General features: G+C 69.9%; 13 protein-coding genes. 7 read left to right on the forward strand and 6 right to left on the reverse strand.

Features of this window, described 5'->3' with window-relative positions; all coding sequences use genetic code 11:
• Positions 1-60: 60 nt before the first annotated feature.
• The 3 genes from AC1VNM_RS07990 (at position 61) to AC1VNM_RS08000 (ending at position 5239) form a co-directional block, all read left to right on the forward strand.
• The gene (locus AC1VNM_RS07990) at positions 61-828 is read left to right on the forward strand and encodes an SDR family oxidoreductase (RefSeq protein WP_377161894.1); all 768 of its coding nucleotides are present in this window, start codon (positions 61-63) and stop codon (positions 826-828) included.
• Positions 829-970: 142 nt separating this feature from the next.
• The gene (locus tag AC1VNM_RS07995) at positions 971-2737 is read left to right on the forward strand and encodes a hypothetical protein (RefSeq protein WP_483106510.1); all 1767 of its coding nucleotides are present in this window, start codon (positions 971-973) and stop codon (positions 2735-2737) included.
• A 213-nt stretch (positions 2738-2950) separates the two neighbouring features.
• Entirely contained in the window at positions 2951-5239 is a 2289-nt protein-coding gene (locus AC1VNM_RS08000) for a di-heme oxidoreductase family protein (protein WP_483106511.1), read from the forward strand.
• A gap of 26 nt (positions 5240-5265) precedes the next feature.
• Here AC1VNM_RS08000 and AC1VNM_RS08005 read toward each other — a convergent pair whose 3' ends face one another.
• Positions 5266-6474, reverse strand: a complete 1209-nt coding sequence (locus tag AC1VNM_RS08005) for a PAS domain-containing sensor histidine kinase (protein WP_377154939.1) — start codon at positions 6472-6474, stop codon at positions 5266-5268.
• Between the two features lie 57 nt (positions 6475-6531).
• The gene (gene norR, locus AC1VNM_RS08010) at positions 6532-8175 is read right to left on the reverse strand and encodes a nitric oxide reductase transcriptional regulator NorR (protein ID WP_483106512.1); all 1644 of its coding nucleotides are present in this window, start codon (positions 8173-8175) and stop codon (positions 6532-6534) included.
• A gap of 148 nt (positions 8176-8323) precedes the next feature.
• Here norR and hmpA point away from each other — a divergent pair, with 148 nt between their 5' ends.
• The gene (gene hmpA, locus AC1VNM_RS08015; protein ID WP_483106513.1) at positions 8324-9511 is read left to right on the forward strand and encodes an NO-inducible flavohemoprotein; all 1188 of its coding nucleotides are present in this window, start codon (positions 8324-8326) and stop codon (positions 9509-9511) included.
• 141 nt (positions 9512-9652) lie between these two features.
• Positions 9653-10486 (forward strand): enoyl-CoA hydratase-related protein, encoded by an 834-nt coding sequence (locus tag AC1VNM_RS08020; RefSeq protein WP_483106514.1) that lies wholly within the window; start codon positions 9653-9655, stop codon positions 10484-10486.
• Positions 10487-10557: 71 nt separating this feature from the next.
• On the opposite strand, the gene AC1VNM_RS08025 is transcribed toward AC1VNM_RS08020, so the two are convergent.
• From AC1VNM_RS08025 to AC1VNM_RS08040, 4 genes are all read right to left on the reverse strand, one after another.
• Positions 10558-10833, reverse strand: a complete 276-nt coding sequence (locus AC1VNM_RS08025) for an HU family DNA-binding protein (protein ID WP_297524037.1) — start codon at positions 10831-10833, stop codon at positions 10558-10560.
• Between the two features lie 318 nt (positions 10834-11151).
• Positions 11152-12651: a PA domain-containing protein gene (locus tag AC1VNM_RS08030; protein WP_483106515.1), complete on the reverse strand. Its 1500-nt coding sequence runs from the start codon at positions 12649-12651 to the stop codon at positions 11152-11154.
• 3 nt (positions 12652-12654) lie between these two features.
• Positions 12655-13110 carry a post-PEP-CTERM-1 domain-containing protein gene (locus AC1VNM_RS08035; RefSeq protein WP_377154933.1) on the reverse strand — a complete coding sequence of 152 codons (456 nt, stop codon included), beginning with the start codon at positions 13108-13110 and terminating at the stop codon, positions 12655-12657.
• 53 nt (positions 13111-13163) lie between these two features.
• Positions 13164-13799: a choice-of-anchor J domain-containing protein gene (locus AC1VNM_RS08040; protein ID WP_377154932.1), complete on the reverse strand. Its 636-nt coding sequence runs from the start codon at positions 13797-13799 to the stop codon at positions 13164-13166.
• A 597-nt stretch (positions 13800-14396) separates the two neighbouring features.
• Here AC1VNM_RS08040 and AC1VNM_RS08045 point away from each other — a divergent pair.
• Both AC1VNM_RS08045 and AC1VNM_RS08050 read left to right on the forward strand, forming a co-directional pair.
• Positions 14397-15185 carry an alpha/beta hydrolase gene (locus tag AC1VNM_RS08045; RefSeq protein WP_483106516.1) on the forward strand — a complete coding sequence of 263 codons (789 nt, stop codon included), beginning with the start codon at positions 14397-14399 and terminating at the stop codon, positions 15183-15185.
• A 69-nt stretch (positions 15186-15254) separates the two neighbouring features.
• On the forward strand, positions 15255-16859 hold the full coding sequence (locus AC1VNM_RS08050; protein WP_483106517.1) for an HD domain-containing phosphohydrolase: 1605 nt from the start codon (positions 15255-15257) through the stop codon (positions 16857-16859).

Below are 16859 nucleotides of genomic sequence, written 5' to 3' on the forward strand. Positions count from 1 at the left end.
AATCAGGTGTCGACGACCATAGTTGAGCTCATCAACCACCCCGCTTCGAAAGGAAACATGATGAGCAACACGACCAACACCGCCTCGACCGCCCGCCTGACCGGCAAGGTCGCCTTCATCCACGGCGGTTCGCGCGGCATCGGCGCCGCCACCGCGCGACGCCTGGCCCGCGAAGGCGCGGCCGTGGCCATCGGCTACGCGTCGTCGGCGATCGCCGCGGAAGCGCTGGTCGAGGAGATCAAGGCCAACGGCGGCCAGGCGATCGCCGTCAAGGCGGACGCCACCGACGCCGCCGCCCTCACCCGCGCCATCGACGGCGTCGCCGAACGCTTCGGCCGCCTGGACATCCTGGTCAACAGCGCCGGCGTGCTGGCCGTTGCGCCGCTGGACCAGTTCACGCTGGAGGACTTCGACCGCACCGTCGCCGTCAACGTGCGCTCGGTCTTCGTCGCCTCGCAGGCGGCGGCCCGGCACATGGGCGACGGCGGCCGCATCATCAACATCGGCAGCACGAACGCCCAGCGCATGCCCTTCGCCGGCGGCGCCGTCTACGCGATGAGCAAGTCCGCGCTGATCGGACTGGTGAAGGGCCTGGCGCGCGACCTCGGCCCGCGCGGCATCACGGTCAACAACGTGGCGCCCGGTCCGGTCGACACCGACATGAATCCCGCGGACACCGAGTTCGGCGCCAGCCTGCACGACCTGATGGCCCTGCGGCGTCACGGCAAGGCGGATGAGATCGCCGCGATGGTGGCCTACCTGGCCGGGCCGGAGGCGGGCTTCGTCACCGGGGCGGACCTGCTGATCGATGGCGGCTTCGCGGCCTGAGTCCGGCCGACTGCACATGGACGGGCGGGCTTCCAGCGGAGCCCGCCTGATTCGCATCCCCGCGCACGGTTTCGGATGTGGCGCTCCGACAAGGGACGTCCTGCCGACGATATCGCCCTGATGTAACGGCACTCAAGGCGTCATGAGCAGCACCATTCCCACCGGGCGCGCGATCAGCGTCCCTCCCCCGTCGGCCGAGACGCTGTCGGGTCCGCAGACGCCGACGCTTCCCGTGATGCCGGCCGTCGATCCGCAGCTCAAGCCATCGAGCGAGCACATCGTCCCCGAGGGGCTGTCCTCGCGTCGTTCCTCCGTGGATGCGGCGAAGAGCGACGGCGGCGTCGACGCCGCGCCGGTCCGCTACCGGCCGTCCTCTGCGCCGCGCCAGTCGGCGCCGAAGGTCCTCAGCCGGACCTCGTCCACGAACAGCACCGGCGGCGCCGGGCGGTTGCCGGATCCGCAGGGCAGCGGCGAACACATCCCCATGACGCCGCTGACCCCCAACCTCAACGGCAACAGCAGCTCAGTGTCCAGCGACGCGCAACGGCCGGCCGGCGGCGCGCCTTCCATCGCCGAGCAGCGCCGCTCCGTGGCCACCGAGACCGAACACTCGGCCGCGCTCCCACGCCACGACGCGCATGACGAGATCTCCCAGCTCACGCGCAGCATGCCGGGCTCCTTCGATCCCCTGCCCCGCACGGCGCCGGATCGCGGCCCCCGCGCGCCCGGCGGACTCGCGTCGCTGCACGCGGCCACCGTGCCGAGCCCGCGCGACGTCAACCCGCGCATCGACATCGACTCGCTCGCGCAGAAGCTGCCCGACGACATCACCGGTTGCGTCGCCTACATGCTCAGCGCAATGCGCAAGAGCCCCGACGACATCCCCGCGCTCGAGCGCCTGGCCACGCAGCAGGCCGCGGTGCTGGAATCGCGCGGCATCCACACCCGCGACGATCTCGTCTCCGTGCTCAAGCAGGTGCAGTGGCGCGACCAGGGCACGGCCATGATGCATGGCATGGCCTCGGCCAGCGGCTTCAACCTCGGGACGATTCCGGCGAACCTGAAGCTCGCCGACCTGACCCTGGCCGGTCTGATGAAGGCGATGCCCACCCTGCCGGTCGCCGTGCCGGCGCTGATCACCGGCGCGGTGATGGGCTTCGCGCTGTCGATGCTGGATGTCGCCTCCGGCGCCGCCGCGGGCAAGACATTCCAGGACGCCTACTTCACCCGCCCGCCGGGCGAGCAGTTGCCCGAACCCATCGCCAGCGCAAACCCGCCGACCAAGGCCAGCCTGGCCGCGGACAACTCGATCGCCGCAGGCCTCAGCTACGGGGCCGCGCGCAACGGCCTCGTGCGCATCCCGGCGATGCTCAATTACGAACTCAAGGGTCAGCCGAAGCAGCGCGCCGCCATGGACGGGATCCTCGATCCGGCCTTCGGCATGCCGGTGGGCGGCGGCGGCATGCGGGTCATCAAGAACGACTTCGACGTCAGCGCCGGCCGCGCGGGCTTCCAGCATTTCCTGGCGCGCGACGATCTCGGCGCCTGCCTCGACCATCTGCAGAAGCCGGCGGCGGAGCAGATCTTCAGTGCCGCCGCGCGCGTCGGCGCCCACGTGAAGAACCTCAAGGACACCTTCCCCGAGGCGCTCGGCGATGTCTTCGCGAGCAAGGTCGGCTGGACCTCCCACGCCATCCTCAGCGCCGGGTTCGGCGGCCTCACGGCCATGGTGGCCAGCCTGCCGACGACGCTCATGCAGCAGCACGGCCTCAGCGAGAAGGACGCCAACATCACCACGCAGATGCTGAAGTACGTGGTGCTGCAGGCGCTCTATCACGTGTGGGGCGGCGCGCTCGGCGCGGTCGGAGGCCCCAGGGCGCCGGATCCGTCGGCGCTCTCCCATGCCTGACGCGCCCATCAACTACTCATGGGCCGCCCATAAGCCGCCCATAAGCCGCGCATGAGCCGCGCATGACGGCGCATCAATTCGACACACATTAAAACTTGCCGACCGGCAAAACAAACGTGGACACTCCTGCCGCCTGACCCTCCCCAGGAGGGACATCACCAATCACACCCACAGGCACGGACACAGGCACGGACACGGGAGGGAGTCACCACGATGGGCAAGGCATTCGTCCGCGCCCTCCTGGGCAGCGCGCTGCTGGCCGCCTGCGGCGGCGATGGCGGCCACGGGCCGCATGACGGCGGCATCCAGATCGCCTCGGACACCGCGCCGGGCGACACCACGACCACGACGCCCTTCCTCGCGCCCGCCGACGGCGCGCACCTGGCGCCGCTGTTCGCGCCGCAGTCGCCGATCGAGACGCTGCAGTTCACGCTGCCCGACGGCACGCTGATCACGCGCTTCGGCAACCGCGGCGTGGGCCACCACGCCCGCGAGCGCGGCGAGGAGTGGAACGAGATCGGCCAAGGCCCCAACGAGACCGTCGATGCGTCGGGCGCCCCCGTCGACAAGGGTCAGGGGGCCTACCTGAGCTTCGTGCCGAACTCCTTCAGGAATCGCACCTGGGGCATGGAGATCATCGACAACAGCCGCGTGACCGGCATCGCCAGGCCCTCGCTGAAGGTCAACACCTACAACCCCACGGTGGACTTCCTGCCGGGCGGCACCGCGTTCTTCCGCGCCTTCGACCGCGTCGGCGTGACCGGCTACGGGTGGATGGACAACGGCGAACTGCTTGACACGACGGGTTCGGTCTGCTCGCCGGTGGACTATCCGGCCAACGGTCAGCCCGGCACCGACCATTGCACGGTCGTGATCAGGGACTACCCGGGACACGCGGGCCTGGGCGCCGACGGATTCCCCGACGGCACGCGCGTCGACGCACGGCCGCTGAAGGTCGGCGACCCGATCGAGATGGCGCCGTCGATGTTCACGACGACGGCGTCGATGCAGGCCAGGGGCGACAACGGCGGTACCCGCTACTACGCCAACGAATGGGTCTACGTCGTCGGTCAAGGCCTGACCCCGTGGTACGGCATGGCACCGCGCCTGAACAGCGCGCCGCTGCCGGCCTCCACGCTGTCGGGCGGCATCGGGTCCATCTCGTACAACTATTCGGACGAAGGCTTCCGGATGTACCAGCAGCCGGCCAACAACATCGGCATGCAGAACATGCAGCGATTCGTCGAAGGTCGCCGCACGGCCCACAGCAGCTTCATGACGGGGGCGCACATCGAGCCCGGCAACGAACCGATGGCCACCATCGCCGGCCTGGCGGGGCCGCACGTCAACGCCACGACCTGCGTCCAGTGCCACGTCAACAACGGCCGCGGTCCGGCGCCGTCCACGCTGCACCAGCGCCTGGACCGGATGGCCTTCCGCGTGGCCATGAAGGACGCCGGCGGCGCCCTCCGTCCCGACCCGCTCTACGGCGCGTCGATCCAGATGAACGCCATGTCGTCCTCCGGCGCGCCGGAGGAAGGGGGTTATGTCGTCCGGGTCGTGGGCTTCGAGACCCGCGGCGTCACGCTGGCGGACGGCACCCAGGTCGAGCTGCGCAAGCCGAGATTCAGGTTCGACGGCCCGATGCCGCAGCTGTGGTCGGCGCGCGCCGCTCAAGCGCTGATCGGCGTCGGCCTGCTGGAAGCGGTGCCTGAAGCGGACATCCTGGCTCGCGTGCGATCAGCCCCTGATCAGGACGGTGTGCTCGGCAAGGCCAACTTCAGCTTCGATCCGGAAACCGGCGCGACGCGTCTGGGCCGCTTCGGCTGGAAGGCGTCCAAGGCCAGCGTCCGTCACCAGGTGGCCCATGCGCTGCTGAACGAGATGTCGGTGACCTCGCCGGTGTATCCGAACCGCAGTTGCACGACCGACCCGGTGGGTTGTCGCACGGCGCCCGCGCAGAAGGGCATCCAGGAAGCGGACCTGAGCGCGCTGACGCAGTACCTGCAGCTGCTGTCGGTGCCGGCTCAACGGAGCCTCCCGAGCGGATTCCCGAAGGGCGTGGCGCCGACGCAAGAGCATCGCGTGGACGCGGTCCAGGTGGCCAATGGCCGCAAGGTGTTCGACGCGCTGCGTTGCGCGGCCTGCCACACGCCGGAGATGAAGACGGGCAGGAACCATCCGTTCGCGGAACTGCGCGACCAGACGATCCATCCCTTCACCGACCTGCTGCTGCACGACATGGGTCCGGCCCTGGCGGACAACCTGCCCGAAGGCCAGGCGCAAGGCGCGATGTGGCGCACCCCGGCCCTGTGGGGGATCGGCTACACCGCGAAGATCGCGCAGTCGCAGCCGGTCGGTTATCTGCATGACGGCCGAGCCCGCACGCCGACCGAAGCCATCCTGTGGCACGGCGGCGAAGGCGAGAAGTCGCGTCAGCGCTTCGAGCAGCTGTCCAAGGCGGATCGCGACGCGCTGCTGGCCTGGCTGAAATCGTTATAGGCGCCGGACCTGGGCAAGCCCTGAAGTCACGCGTGATGCTGGGGCCGCTCGCCACCGCGCAACGGCAGCCGGACCGTCACCGAGCTCCCCTGCCCGGTCCCCGCGCTGCTCGCGACGGCGATGCCGCCGTGCAGTTCCGCGATGCTGCGCACCAGGGCCAACCCGACGCCCAGCCCGCCCTGCACACCCTGCGCGCCGTGCACCCCGTGCCCGCGCGCGTGGTCCTCGCCTTGCGAGAACGGCTCGAAGGCGTGGCTCAGCGTGTCCTCGGTCATGCCGATGCCGTTGTCCGACACGGTCAGCACGGCAACGTCCTCCTCGCGGCGCAGGCTCAGGTCGATGCGCCCGCCCGCCGGCGTGAACTTGATCGAGTTGTTGAGCAGGTTGGACACCAGCTGGATCAGCCGCGTGCGGTCGCCGTTCAGGCGCATCGGCTCGCCGGGCAGCGTCGCGTGGAGCAGATGCCCGCGTGCGTCCGCCGCCGGCCGCATGCCTTCGACGGCTTCATCGACGACGACGCCGAGCTCCAGCGGCTGGACGCTCAAGCGCACCTTGCCGGTCGTGACGCGGCTGACGTCGAGCAGATCCTCGACCAGCCGGTTGATCTGACGCACCTGCTTGTTGGCGACCGACAGGCACCACTCGCCGCGCGGACTGAGCGCCTCGCGGCCCATGATCGACAGCACGTTCATGATGGGCGCGAGCGGGTTGCGGATCTCGTGCGAGAGCATCGCGATGAACTCGGTCATCCGCCGGCTTTCGTCGACGAGTTCGACCATGCGCAGACGTTCGGCCTCCTGCTGCATGCGGGCCGTGAGATCGCGGGTGACCTTGGCATAACCGAGCAGCTCGCCGTCCGGATTCATGATCGCGGTGATCACCACGTTGGCCCAGAAGGTCGAGCCGTCCTTGCGCACGCGCCAGCCTTCATCCTCGAAGTGGCCATGCGCGCGGGCCAGCTTGAGTTCCTCCGCGGGCCAGCCGCGGTCGATGTCCGGGGGCGTGTAGAAGATCGAGAAGTGGCGGCCGATGACCTCGTCGGCCGCGTAAGCCTTGATGCGCTGCGCGCCGGCATTCCAGGTGGCGATGCGGCCCGCGGGCGTCAGCAGGAAGATGGCGTAGTCGAGCACGCCCTCGACCAGGCGGCGGTAGACCGCGTCACCGGCCTGCTGCAGACGCCTGACGTCGTCGGCCTCGCCGGGTATCTGATCGTCCTCTCGCCTGTCAGCCGTCATGTCGTCCCTTGTCCGTCCCACTGTACCGTGAGTCCTGACCGCCCCGGGCGGACGACGCTATCGCGACGGCGCGTGCACGCCGAGCCGTTTCAGCAGTCTCAGGAAGTTGCTCCGATCCATGCCGGCGTCCCGCGCCGCGGCGGCCATGGCACCGTCGTGACGTCGCAGCGCGTCCTCGATCCATTGGCGCTGGAAGCGGTCCGTCGCCTCGCGCAGCCCGGGACCGGCAGCGATTACCGGCTGCGTGGCGGCAGTCTCTGACAGGGGCATACCGGATGCCTCCCCGACCCCGGCGCCGGGAGCAGGAATGACCGATCCGACGCCGACGCCAACGCCGGGATTCGGTCCCAGGCCCTGGCCCGGGCCTGGAGCGAAGCTCAATCCGAGATGCTCCGGCTCGATCGCGATCCATCGCCCGCCTCGCCCGGCCCCTGTGGCCGACGACAAGGCGCGCAGCGCCGCGCGGCTGATGAGGTGCTCCAGCTCGCGCACGTTGCCCGGCCAGTCGTAGGCCAGCAGCGCCTGCGAGGCCGCCGGCGACAGGCGCAGGTTGCGCGCGCCGAGGCGATGCTGGTTCTCCTCCAGGAAGCCGCCGGCGAGCGCCAGCACGTCGCGGCCGCGCTCGCGCAGCGGCGGCACGCGCAGCGGGTAGACCGACATCCGGTGATACAGATCGGCACGGAAGCGGCCCCGCGCGACTTCCTCGCGCAGGTCACGATTGGTCGCCGCGATCACGCGGACGTCGACCTTCTGCACCCGATCGCTGCCGGGCCGCTGCACGTCGCCGCTCTGCAGCACGCGCAGCAGCTTGGCCTGCACCGGCAGCGGCAGCTCGCCGACCTCGTCCAGCAGCAGCGTGCCGCCGTCGGCCAGCTCGAACTTGCCGCGGCGATCCGCGACCGCGCCGGTGAACGCGCCGCGTTTGTGGCCGAAGAGCTCGCTGTCCGCGAGCGTCTCCGGCAGCGCCGCGCAGTTGATCTGCACCAGCGGTCGATCGCGCCGCGGCGAGCGCGCATGCAGCCGCTCCGCAACCAGTTCCTTGCCGACACCGGTCTCGCCGAGGATCAGCACGGTGAGGTCGGAGCCGGCGACGGTGTCGATCTCCTCGCGCAGCCGGACCATCGCGGCGCTGCGGCCGAGCAGCTCGCGCGATCCGCCGCGTGACGCGGCGCGGGCCAGGGCCTGTTCCTGCTCGGCGCGACGCGCCATCTCGGCGATGGTTTCCTCGGCGACGACGCCGGCCTCGAGCAATCGCACGATGCCTTGCAGGCGGCCGTCGTCGACGCCGTCGAACGCGTGGGGATCCAGCGCATCCAGCGTGACGAGGCCCCAGATCCGTCCGTCGACGCGCAAGGGCGCGCCCATGCAGTCGTGCACGGCCTCGAGCTCCTGTTGGTGTTCCAGCAGCCCGTCGTAGGGATCGGGCAGACCGGCATCCGACGGGAAGCGCAGGCCGTGGCCGCTCTCCAGCAGGCGCGCCAGACGCGGATGCGCCGCGGCCGGAAAGCGCCGGCCGAGGGCCTCTTCCGCCAGTCCGTCGACGGCCACGGGCTGCAGCACCGGAGCGCCCTCGTCGGGCAGCAGCCGCAGCAGCGCGGCGGCGTCGCATCGAACGAGGCCGCGCACGGCGGCGAGCAGCTGGCGGTAGCGGGAATCTGGAGTCACTTCGACCTGCATGTTGTCAATTGGACATGGACGCATCTTCGGTCATTTCGACACCGATTCAACATCAGGGTCATTGAGCCATTTGTATATCAATGGGTTATCGATGACTTTGAAAGTTGAATCGCGCTGGCATGGATCGTGAATAGAGGAAGTCATCCTCAACGAATCCGGAGTAGAGAAGCTCATGTTCAAGCCCCAGACCATCGCCCTGATCCAGGCCACGGTGCCGCTGCTGAAGTCGCGCGGCGAGGACATCACGCGGCACTTCTACCGCGTGATGCTGACCGATCATCCTGAGCTGAAGGCCTTCTTCAACGAGGCGCACCAGGCCGAAGGCACGCAGGCGCGCGCGCTGGCCGGCGCGGTGCTGGCCTACGCGAGCCACATCGACCGCGTGCATGAACTCGCCCCTGCCCTGCCCCGCATCATCCAGAAGCACGTGGCGCTGGGCGTGCAGCCCGCGCACTACCCGATCGTCGGTCAATGCCTGCTGGGCGCGATCCGCGAGGTGCTGGGCGCGGACGTCGCCACCGACGAGATCATCGACGCGTGGGCCGAGGCCTACGGCGCCCTGGCGCAACTGCTGATCGACGCCGAGGAGCAGGTCTACGCCGCCACGGCCGCGCTGCCGGGCGGCTGGCGCGGACAGCGCGAGATGGTCGTGGCGCGCAAGGAACGCGAGAGCGAGCTGATCACCTCGTTCTACCTGGAGCCGGTCGACGGCCAGCCGCTGCCGCCTTTCCATCCGGGGCAATACCTGACCCTGGTGCTGACCATCGACGGCAGGACGGTGCGGCGGAACTACTCGCTGTCGGACGCGCCGGGCAAGCCCTGGTACCGCGTCAGCATCAAGCGCGAGGACGGCGGGCTGGTGTCCAGCTGGATGCATGACACGGCCGAGGTCGGCACCCGCCTCTCCGTGCAGGCGCCGGCGGGCGAGTTCACGCTCGACGCCGAGGCCACGCGACCGCTGGTGCTGGTCACGGGCGGCGTGGGCATCACGCCGGCGATGGCGATGCTGGAATCGGCCGCGGCCAGCGGGCGGTCGATCCGCTTCATCCATGCGGCGCGTCACGGCGGCGTGCATGCGTTCCGGGAGCGCGTGGATGTGCTCGCCGCCGCGCACGAGAACGTCGAGGCGCTCTACGTCTACGACGCGCCGCGCGACGGCGACGAACCGCATGAGGTCGGCTACGTCACCGATGCGCTGCTCGCGCGCCACCTGCCCGAGGATCGCGACGTCGACCTGTACCTGCTCGGCCCGAAGCCGTTCATGCAGGCGGTGTACCGGGCGGGACGCTCGCTGGGCGTGCCGGCGGGGCAACTCCGCTACGAGTTCTTCGGCCCGGCGGAGGAACTGGTCGGCGCTTGAGAGCGCTCTCCAATCGGCATCGGGCGTCGCGTCCTTGACGCGGCGTCCATCGGTCTCCCGCTAGCATCGTCCGATCCCCGGCCCGCTTCACCACGAAGACCGGGACGCCGAAAACGATCGGAACGACAACAGGAGACTCGAATGGACTGCCTCACCCTGACCGAAGAAGCCGGCGTCGGCCACCTGGTGCTGAACCGGCCCGATGCGATGAACACGATGTCGCCGCAGCTGTGGCGCGAGCTGGAAGCGGTGCTCGAGCAGTTGCATCGCAGCCCGACGCTGCGAGCACTGGTGATCTCGTCGACGGGCAAGCACTTCAGCGCGGGGATGTCGCTGGAGGTCTTCCAGAACGGCGGCATCCAGCTCGACGACCGCAGCGCCGAAGGCCGCGCGGCGATCGTCGATCTGCTGGCGGACATGCAACGGGCGTTCAACCAGCTCGACGACCTGCGCGTGCCGACGATCGCGGCAATCCACGGTGGCTGCATCGGCGGCGCGGTGGACCTGGTCGCGGCCTGCGACATCCGCTATGCGGAGACCGACGCGTTCTTCTGCATCCAGGAGATCAACATCGGCATGGTCGCGGACCTGGGCACGCTGCAACGGCTGCCGAAGCTGGTGCCGCTGGGGGTGGTCAAGGAGCTGGCCTACACGGGACGTCGCATGCCCGCGGCGCGGGCGCAGGCGGTGGGCCTGGTGAACGATGTCTTCGCGACGCAGGCGGACTGCGTCGAGGCCGCGCTGCAGTGCGCGCGCGAGATCGCGCAGAAGCCGCCCGTCGCGATCTGGGGCAGCAAGCAGGCGATCCACTACGCCCGCGATCACGGCGTCAAGGACAGCCTCCAGCAGATGGGCTGGCTGCAGGCGGCGATCTGGCAGAACAAGAACCTGATGGAGGCATTCGCGGCCGCTCAGGCGAAAAGGCCGACGGCGTTTCCGGATCTTGCGGCGCTGAAGTTCTTCCGCGAGGGCTGAACCACAAACGACAACGCCCGCCCTGCTTGCGCAGGAGCGGGCGCCGCCTGAGTGACAAGAAGCCGGGAGGCTTACTTGTTCACCGCATCCTTCAGCGCCTTGCCGGCGGTGAACTTCGCGACCTTCGAGGCCGGGATGTCCAGCGCTTCGCCGGTGGCGGGGTTCTTGCCGGTGCGCGCGGCACGGTCGCTCACCTTGAAGGTGCCGAAGCCCACCAGGGCGATCTGGTCGCCAGCGGCCAGCGCTTCGGTGATGGTTTCCAGGGTCGCGTCCAGGGCGGTCGCGGCCACGGCACGGGTCACGCCAGCCTTGGTGGCGATGCCTTCGATCAGTTCACTCTTGTTCATCAATGCTTCCAGTAAAAAACCAGGGTCCGGCTAGCCGGGGCCGGCGATTATCAGTCAGTCCTGACCACCCGCCTGTTTGAAGACGCAACCAGCCGCCCCCTTCACCCCGCTCAAACGTCCGCATGGCGGATTTCATCGCCCGTTTGAGCGACATCTCCGCGCCTGCTGACGACCTTCGAGCGAATCGAAGCCCACTTCGGGCGGCCACTTGCAAGAAAAAAGCCTGGCGCTCGCGCACCAGGCTTTCGAGGGGGATCCTACCGCGCCGGCCACCCACTCGACGGTCGGTGGCCGGTCCGGCGTCAGGACAAGGGCAGATTACCAGCCCAGATCCTTCAGCAGCGGCTTGGTCAGGTCCTTCGGCGGCACCAGGATCAGGCCCAGGTCGGGGCTGATGTTCGGCTCCATCAGCAGGTTCGGCGAGGCCGACACATCCCAGTGCGACACGGACGAGCCCGAGGCGATCGGGTTCGGCGTGTACAGCAGCGGGCGACCCAGCACGTCAGCGCCGGCACGCTTGCTCGGATCGGTGGACAACGACGAGGTCGCCAGGCCCGGTTTGCCGCGGGTACCGTACGGCACCGACGCGATGATTGCCGCGCGCAGCTTGACGCCGTCGGCCTGCGACACGCTGACCGTCGGGATCACCACCGTCGGGTCCGCACCGCCCAGGCCCGGCGCCGCGCCGGCCGCGTTGTTGGCGATGATCACGCCGATCGCGCCTGCGTTCTGCGCGTTCTTGGCCTTGACCGCGAAGCCGCAGGTGCCGCGATCGATGATCGCCACCTTGCCCGCCACCGCCGTGGTGTCGGCCGGGCTGAACGGGAGGCAACCCGCGCCGTTGACCGCATCCGCCGACACCGTCGCCAGCGCGCCCAGCGTCAGACCGCTGCTGACCGCCGGACCGAAGGAGGCCGTGCCATACGCATACTGACCGGACTGGCCCGGCGCCGAGGACGCGACCTTCAGCACCGGCGTGGCCGACAGCATGCCGGCGCCTGCCAGCACGTTCGGACCGGTCCACGCCAGACCCAGCGGGTTGACCGCCGACACACGGCGCTCGGCGCTGGTCATCGTCAGCCAGCTCTTGCCTGCCGTGTTGTCATACATGTACTGCTCCCAGACGCTGGGCAGTCCACCGTTGGCGACGTAGGCGGTGCCGTCCGCATTCAGGCGGTAGCCCACCGCGGACGCCACCGAGCCGGTGTAGACCGTCAGCACCGAGAAGCCCAGGCCGTGGCCCAGTTCATGCAGCAGCGTTTCGACGAAGTTCACGCCGGTGCCGAAGTTGCCGTCCAGCCCCAGGTAGAACGGCGAGCCGTCCAGGCAACCCGTCTTGCCGAGGTTGATGTTGAACTGGGTCTTGATGTCGACGTTGTCGTAGCCGGACGGGCCGGCAGGCTGATCCGCGCTCAGGTTCTCGCCGGCCAGCTTGTTGGCCAGCGCCTGCGGGTACCAGGTGCCGGGCGTGCCGCCGGGGAAGTCGTGCCAGATGTTCCAGGCGCCGGCGCTGCCGAGCACCGCCTGCGACGAGGTGCAGGTCAGCGCTTCCCAGCCCGCGTTCACGGTGATCGTGACGTCGCTGTCGAGCGCCTTTTCCCACACGTCCGCCACGTAGCGGTAGACGTACATGCGCTGCTCGCCCAACGTGGTCTTGGGGTTGCCGCCGACGGGCGCGACCGGCGTGGTGTCGTTGAAGCCGACGCCCGCGGGGTCACGGCTCTGGATGACGATGGTGGCGGCCTGCGCGACGCCGGCGCCGCACAGCGCGGCCAGCAGGGCCGTGCGAAGGACGGTCTTCTTGAAGGATGTCTGCATGGCTTACTCCGTGGGCAGGGCCGACTTGGCGACCGCGCCGCCGTTCTTCATGAAGGCCTCGGCCTCCTCCTTGCTGGCGAAGCAGGCTTCGATGAGCTTGCCGTCGGCGCCGCGCACCATGACGGACTGGCTCACCATGTCGTCGGTCAGGCGGACACCCACAGCGCCGCTGCGATGCTGCTTGAGCAGCGGCGTCATCGCGGCCGCGCGCGAGGCGACGCGCGCCCGGGCGTTGGCGTTGGCGGGCAGCGCCTTGAGGGCGTTGTGCTCCTCGGGGGTCGCCGGACGCAGGCGGCCGGTATCGGCGTCGCGCACGATGACGATCTGGTTGGTGTCGGCAGCCGCGATGGCGGCCGCGTCGGCCACGGGCAGCGATGCCGGAGCGGCGGCTTCGTGAGCCTGCGCCGCCAGCGGCAGGGCCGCGGCGATCGCCAGGCCCAGGGAAATGCGGGTGATCATGGTCGTTGTCCTTGCGGAGATGACTCGGAGGTTCCGATGACTCGAAACGCGGCTCAAGACTGTGCGCGGCGGCGGCGCGCGGCCACCAGGCCCAGCAGGCTCACGCCGGCCAGCGCCCAGGTCGACGGCTCGGGCACGTTGACGCTGACGTTGTCGACGCCGACGTAGTTCGCGCTGTCCGCGTCACCGAAATACTGGATCGCGAAGCGCGAGGTGGAACCGGCGCCCTGACCCGCCAGCAGGAAGCTGTACTGGGTCCATGCGCCCGCCACCGTCACCGTCGCCTGCGGCACGAAGCTGCTGAAGACGCCCGCGGCATTCACCAGGCCGTAGGTCAACTGGTCGAAGAAGCCGGGCTGGATGTCGCCGCGCGCCCAGAAGGACACTTCCAGGTTCTCGGCGGTCGAGAACACGGGGCTGACCAGCCAGCTCGACAACGTGCCGCCGGCGGGCGCGTTGTTGTAGTTGGAGGAGATGTAGGAATTGGCCGCACCGCTCAGCGCGGTGAAGATCTGTTGATCGCCCTGCACCCACGGCTGGGTCGTTCCGCCCGGCGTGCCCTGGTTGGAAATGATCCAGCCAGGGAGTGCGGTGACGTCGTCGAAGCCCTCGTTGATGAGGGTGGGCCCCGCGTGGGCCGCGGCCGCGGCGCCGACGAGCGCCAGGGCCAGACAGGTCTTCTTGAACATTGCTGCGTCCTTTTCAGGATGAAGGTGGGATGTCCACCTGGACTTGGACGACGGCGCACCGTGATGCGGGGCGCCGTCTTGACTGCTGATGGCCGGCGGGAGGACGACCTTCGGGCGTGTCGATTCTGTGACTCTTGTCACGGAGAGCACGAGGGGGTCGGGCCGCGTTTCCCCCTCGGTGCGGGGGTGGTTCTTTCCCTAAGGGATCACCCTTTGGAGGCAGTCGCCGCGCAGGGGGCGGGGTCAGGACTTGCCGGGAGGCGCCCCCGCGGCGGGACGCAAACGCCGCGCAAACGCATCCGCATTGGGGATGCGGGAAGGCATGGCCCCGCGGGCCGGTCGCTCAACGGTGGCGAGCTCCACCCACGCAGGGCGATGGGCGCTTGACGCCATGACGACATCGCCCGCAGGGACTGTGGCGGCCTCAGCGTAAATACCGATGGGCAAGGCGGCGCTGTCCCCTGCGTGTCACAGGGTCGACCGCCTCCGTCGTTCCGGCGGTCTGTCCCTCGGACATTCGTCCGATACCGGTGCGGGGCGTCAATCGCGACAGTAGAGCCCTGTCCCGCCACCCTCCCAACCACCAGGAGCCAGACCATGAACATCACCCGCCGCCTCATCGCCACCGCCGTTGCCGCCAGCGCCTTCGCCGCCTCGGCCGGACTGTCGACCGCCGCACTGGCCGCCACGCCGGCAGCCTCGGCCCAGCCCTCGGTCGTCATCGTCCACGGTGCCTTCGCCGACGGCTCCGACTGGGCCAAGGTCATCCCGCTGCTGCAGCGCGAAGGCGTGCAGGTCACCGCGGTGCAGAACCCGCTCAGCTCGCTGGCCGACGACGTCGCCGCCGCGCGCCGCGCGATCGATGCCCAGCCGGGCAAGGTCGTGCTGGTCGGCCATTCGTGGGGCGGCACGGTGATCACCGAAGCCGGCACCTCGGACAAGGTCGCCTCGCTGGTCTACGTGGCCGCGTTCGCACCCAACGTCGGCCAGAACACGGCGGAACAGGGCAAGGGCTTCCCGACGCCGTCCGGCTCGGCCCACTTCAAGGCCGACGCGCAAGGCTGGCTCAGCCTGACTGCCGAAGGCATGAAGAACCACTTCGCGCAGGACCTGCCCGCCGCGACGACCGCCGTGATGACGGCGACGCAAGGCCCGATCCAGGCCAAGGCCTTCGAGCAGACGGTGTCCGCCGCGGCGTGGAAGACCAAGCCCTCGTACTACCTGCTGGCCACCGCCGACCACATGATCGCGCCCGAGGCGCAGGCCGCGATGGCGCAGCGCGCCGGCGCGAAGGTGACGAAGGTCGACAGCTCGCACGTGCCGCAGCAGTCCCAGCCGGAAGCGGTCGCCAAGGTCATCCTGGACGCGGTCCGGCAATCCCGGTAAGGTCCGCGCCGGCCGCGGGCACCCATGGCGCGGTGCCCGCGGCGCGCTCGACCTTGCCCCTGGGACGCCGTGACCGACTCTTCCTCCCCGCTCCTTCCGATCCCCTCGACTTCCTCCGCGCCCTCCGCCACGACGGCGGGCCCGGCGGCCTCGCGCGTACCGGTGCTCGACGCCGTGCGCGCGCTCGCATTCGTGGGCGACCTCAGCATGGGCCAGCCGGTCGACCATTCGACGCGGACGGCGTGGCTCGCCGCGCGCATCGCCGCGGCGGCCCGCGCCGAGGGCCTCGCGCTCGGTCGCGATGCCGACGAGGCGCCCGGCCACGCCGCCTGCGTGGCGCTGCTGCGATGGTCCGGCTGCACGGCCAACGCGCCGGAATTCTCGGTGCTGATGGGCGACGACGTCGGCGGGCGCGACGCGATGCTCTCCAACGGATCGGCCGAAGCAGCGTCGGCGCTGGCCGGCACGCTTGGCGAGGCGGCGCTCATCCACTGCGAGGTCGCGGGCGAGATCGCCCGGCTGCTGGGTCTGCCCGCCAACATCGAGCGCGCGATGCGCCATCTCTTCGAGACCTGGAACGGTCACGGCAAACCCGCCGGACTGCGCGGCGACGAAATCCCGGCCGTCGTCTTCCATGTGGCGCTGGCGGGGGATCTGGAGATCTTCTCGCGCGTGCACGGCGTGCCCGCGGCCCTGCGCTACATCGGCGAGCGCTCGGAGGCGAAGTATCCGAAAGCGCTGGTGGACCTGGTGACGAGGAACGCGCAGGCGTGGATGGTTGCGTTGGAGGCCGGCGCGCATGAAGGCGGGGCGCAGGGAAGCAGCACACAGGAAAGCGGGCATGGCAGCGCCCCGCGCCACGAGGCCGCCGACCTGGATGCCGCGCTGGCCGCCCTCGACACACCGCTCGAACTGGTCGCGGACGTCATCGACCTCAAGCTGCCGTGGATGACCGGCCTGTCACGCCGCGTGGCCGATGCGGCCCGCGAGGCGGGCGCGGTGCTCGGCTTCGACGCCGCGGCGCAGGAGCGGCTCCATCGCGCGGGGCTGCTGCACGGCATCGGCCGCGCGTCGGTGCCGAACGCGATCTGGAGCGAAGGCCGCCGGCTCGGCGAGGCCGACCGCGAGAAGCTTCGCCTGATGCCGTACTGGACCGGACGCGCGGCGCGGCGCCTGACCGCGCTGCACGCCGAAGCGGAGCTCGCGTCCTATGTCGACGAACGCATGGATGGCTCCGGTGCGTTCCGCAGCGCGGCAGGCGCCGCGATTCCGATGCCCGCACGGGTGCTGGCCGCGGCGGCCGCGTGGGTGACCGTGCGGACACCGCGCCCGGGAGCGCCAGCCCTCGACACCGACGCGGCTCGCGTCGCCATGGGCAAGGAAGTGGCCGCCGGACGCCTCGACCCGCAAGCGGCCGACGCCGTCTGCGGCGCGGAACGGCGCCGCATTGCCGCACCGCCCTCCTCGCCCGGAGCGATCACGCTCTCCGCGCGCGAGACCGAGGTGCTCGGCCGCATCGCCATCGGCGAAAGCAACAAGGAAGCGGCGAAGGTGCTGGGCATCAGCCCGGCGACCGTGCGGACGCATCTGGAAAGCGCGTTTCGCAAGCTCGAATGCAGCACGCGGGCCGCGGCGACGTTGAAGGCGATGACGATGGGGTTGCTGACGGTCTGA

The organism is Mitsuaria sp. MSU3D, from assembly GCF_056867975.1.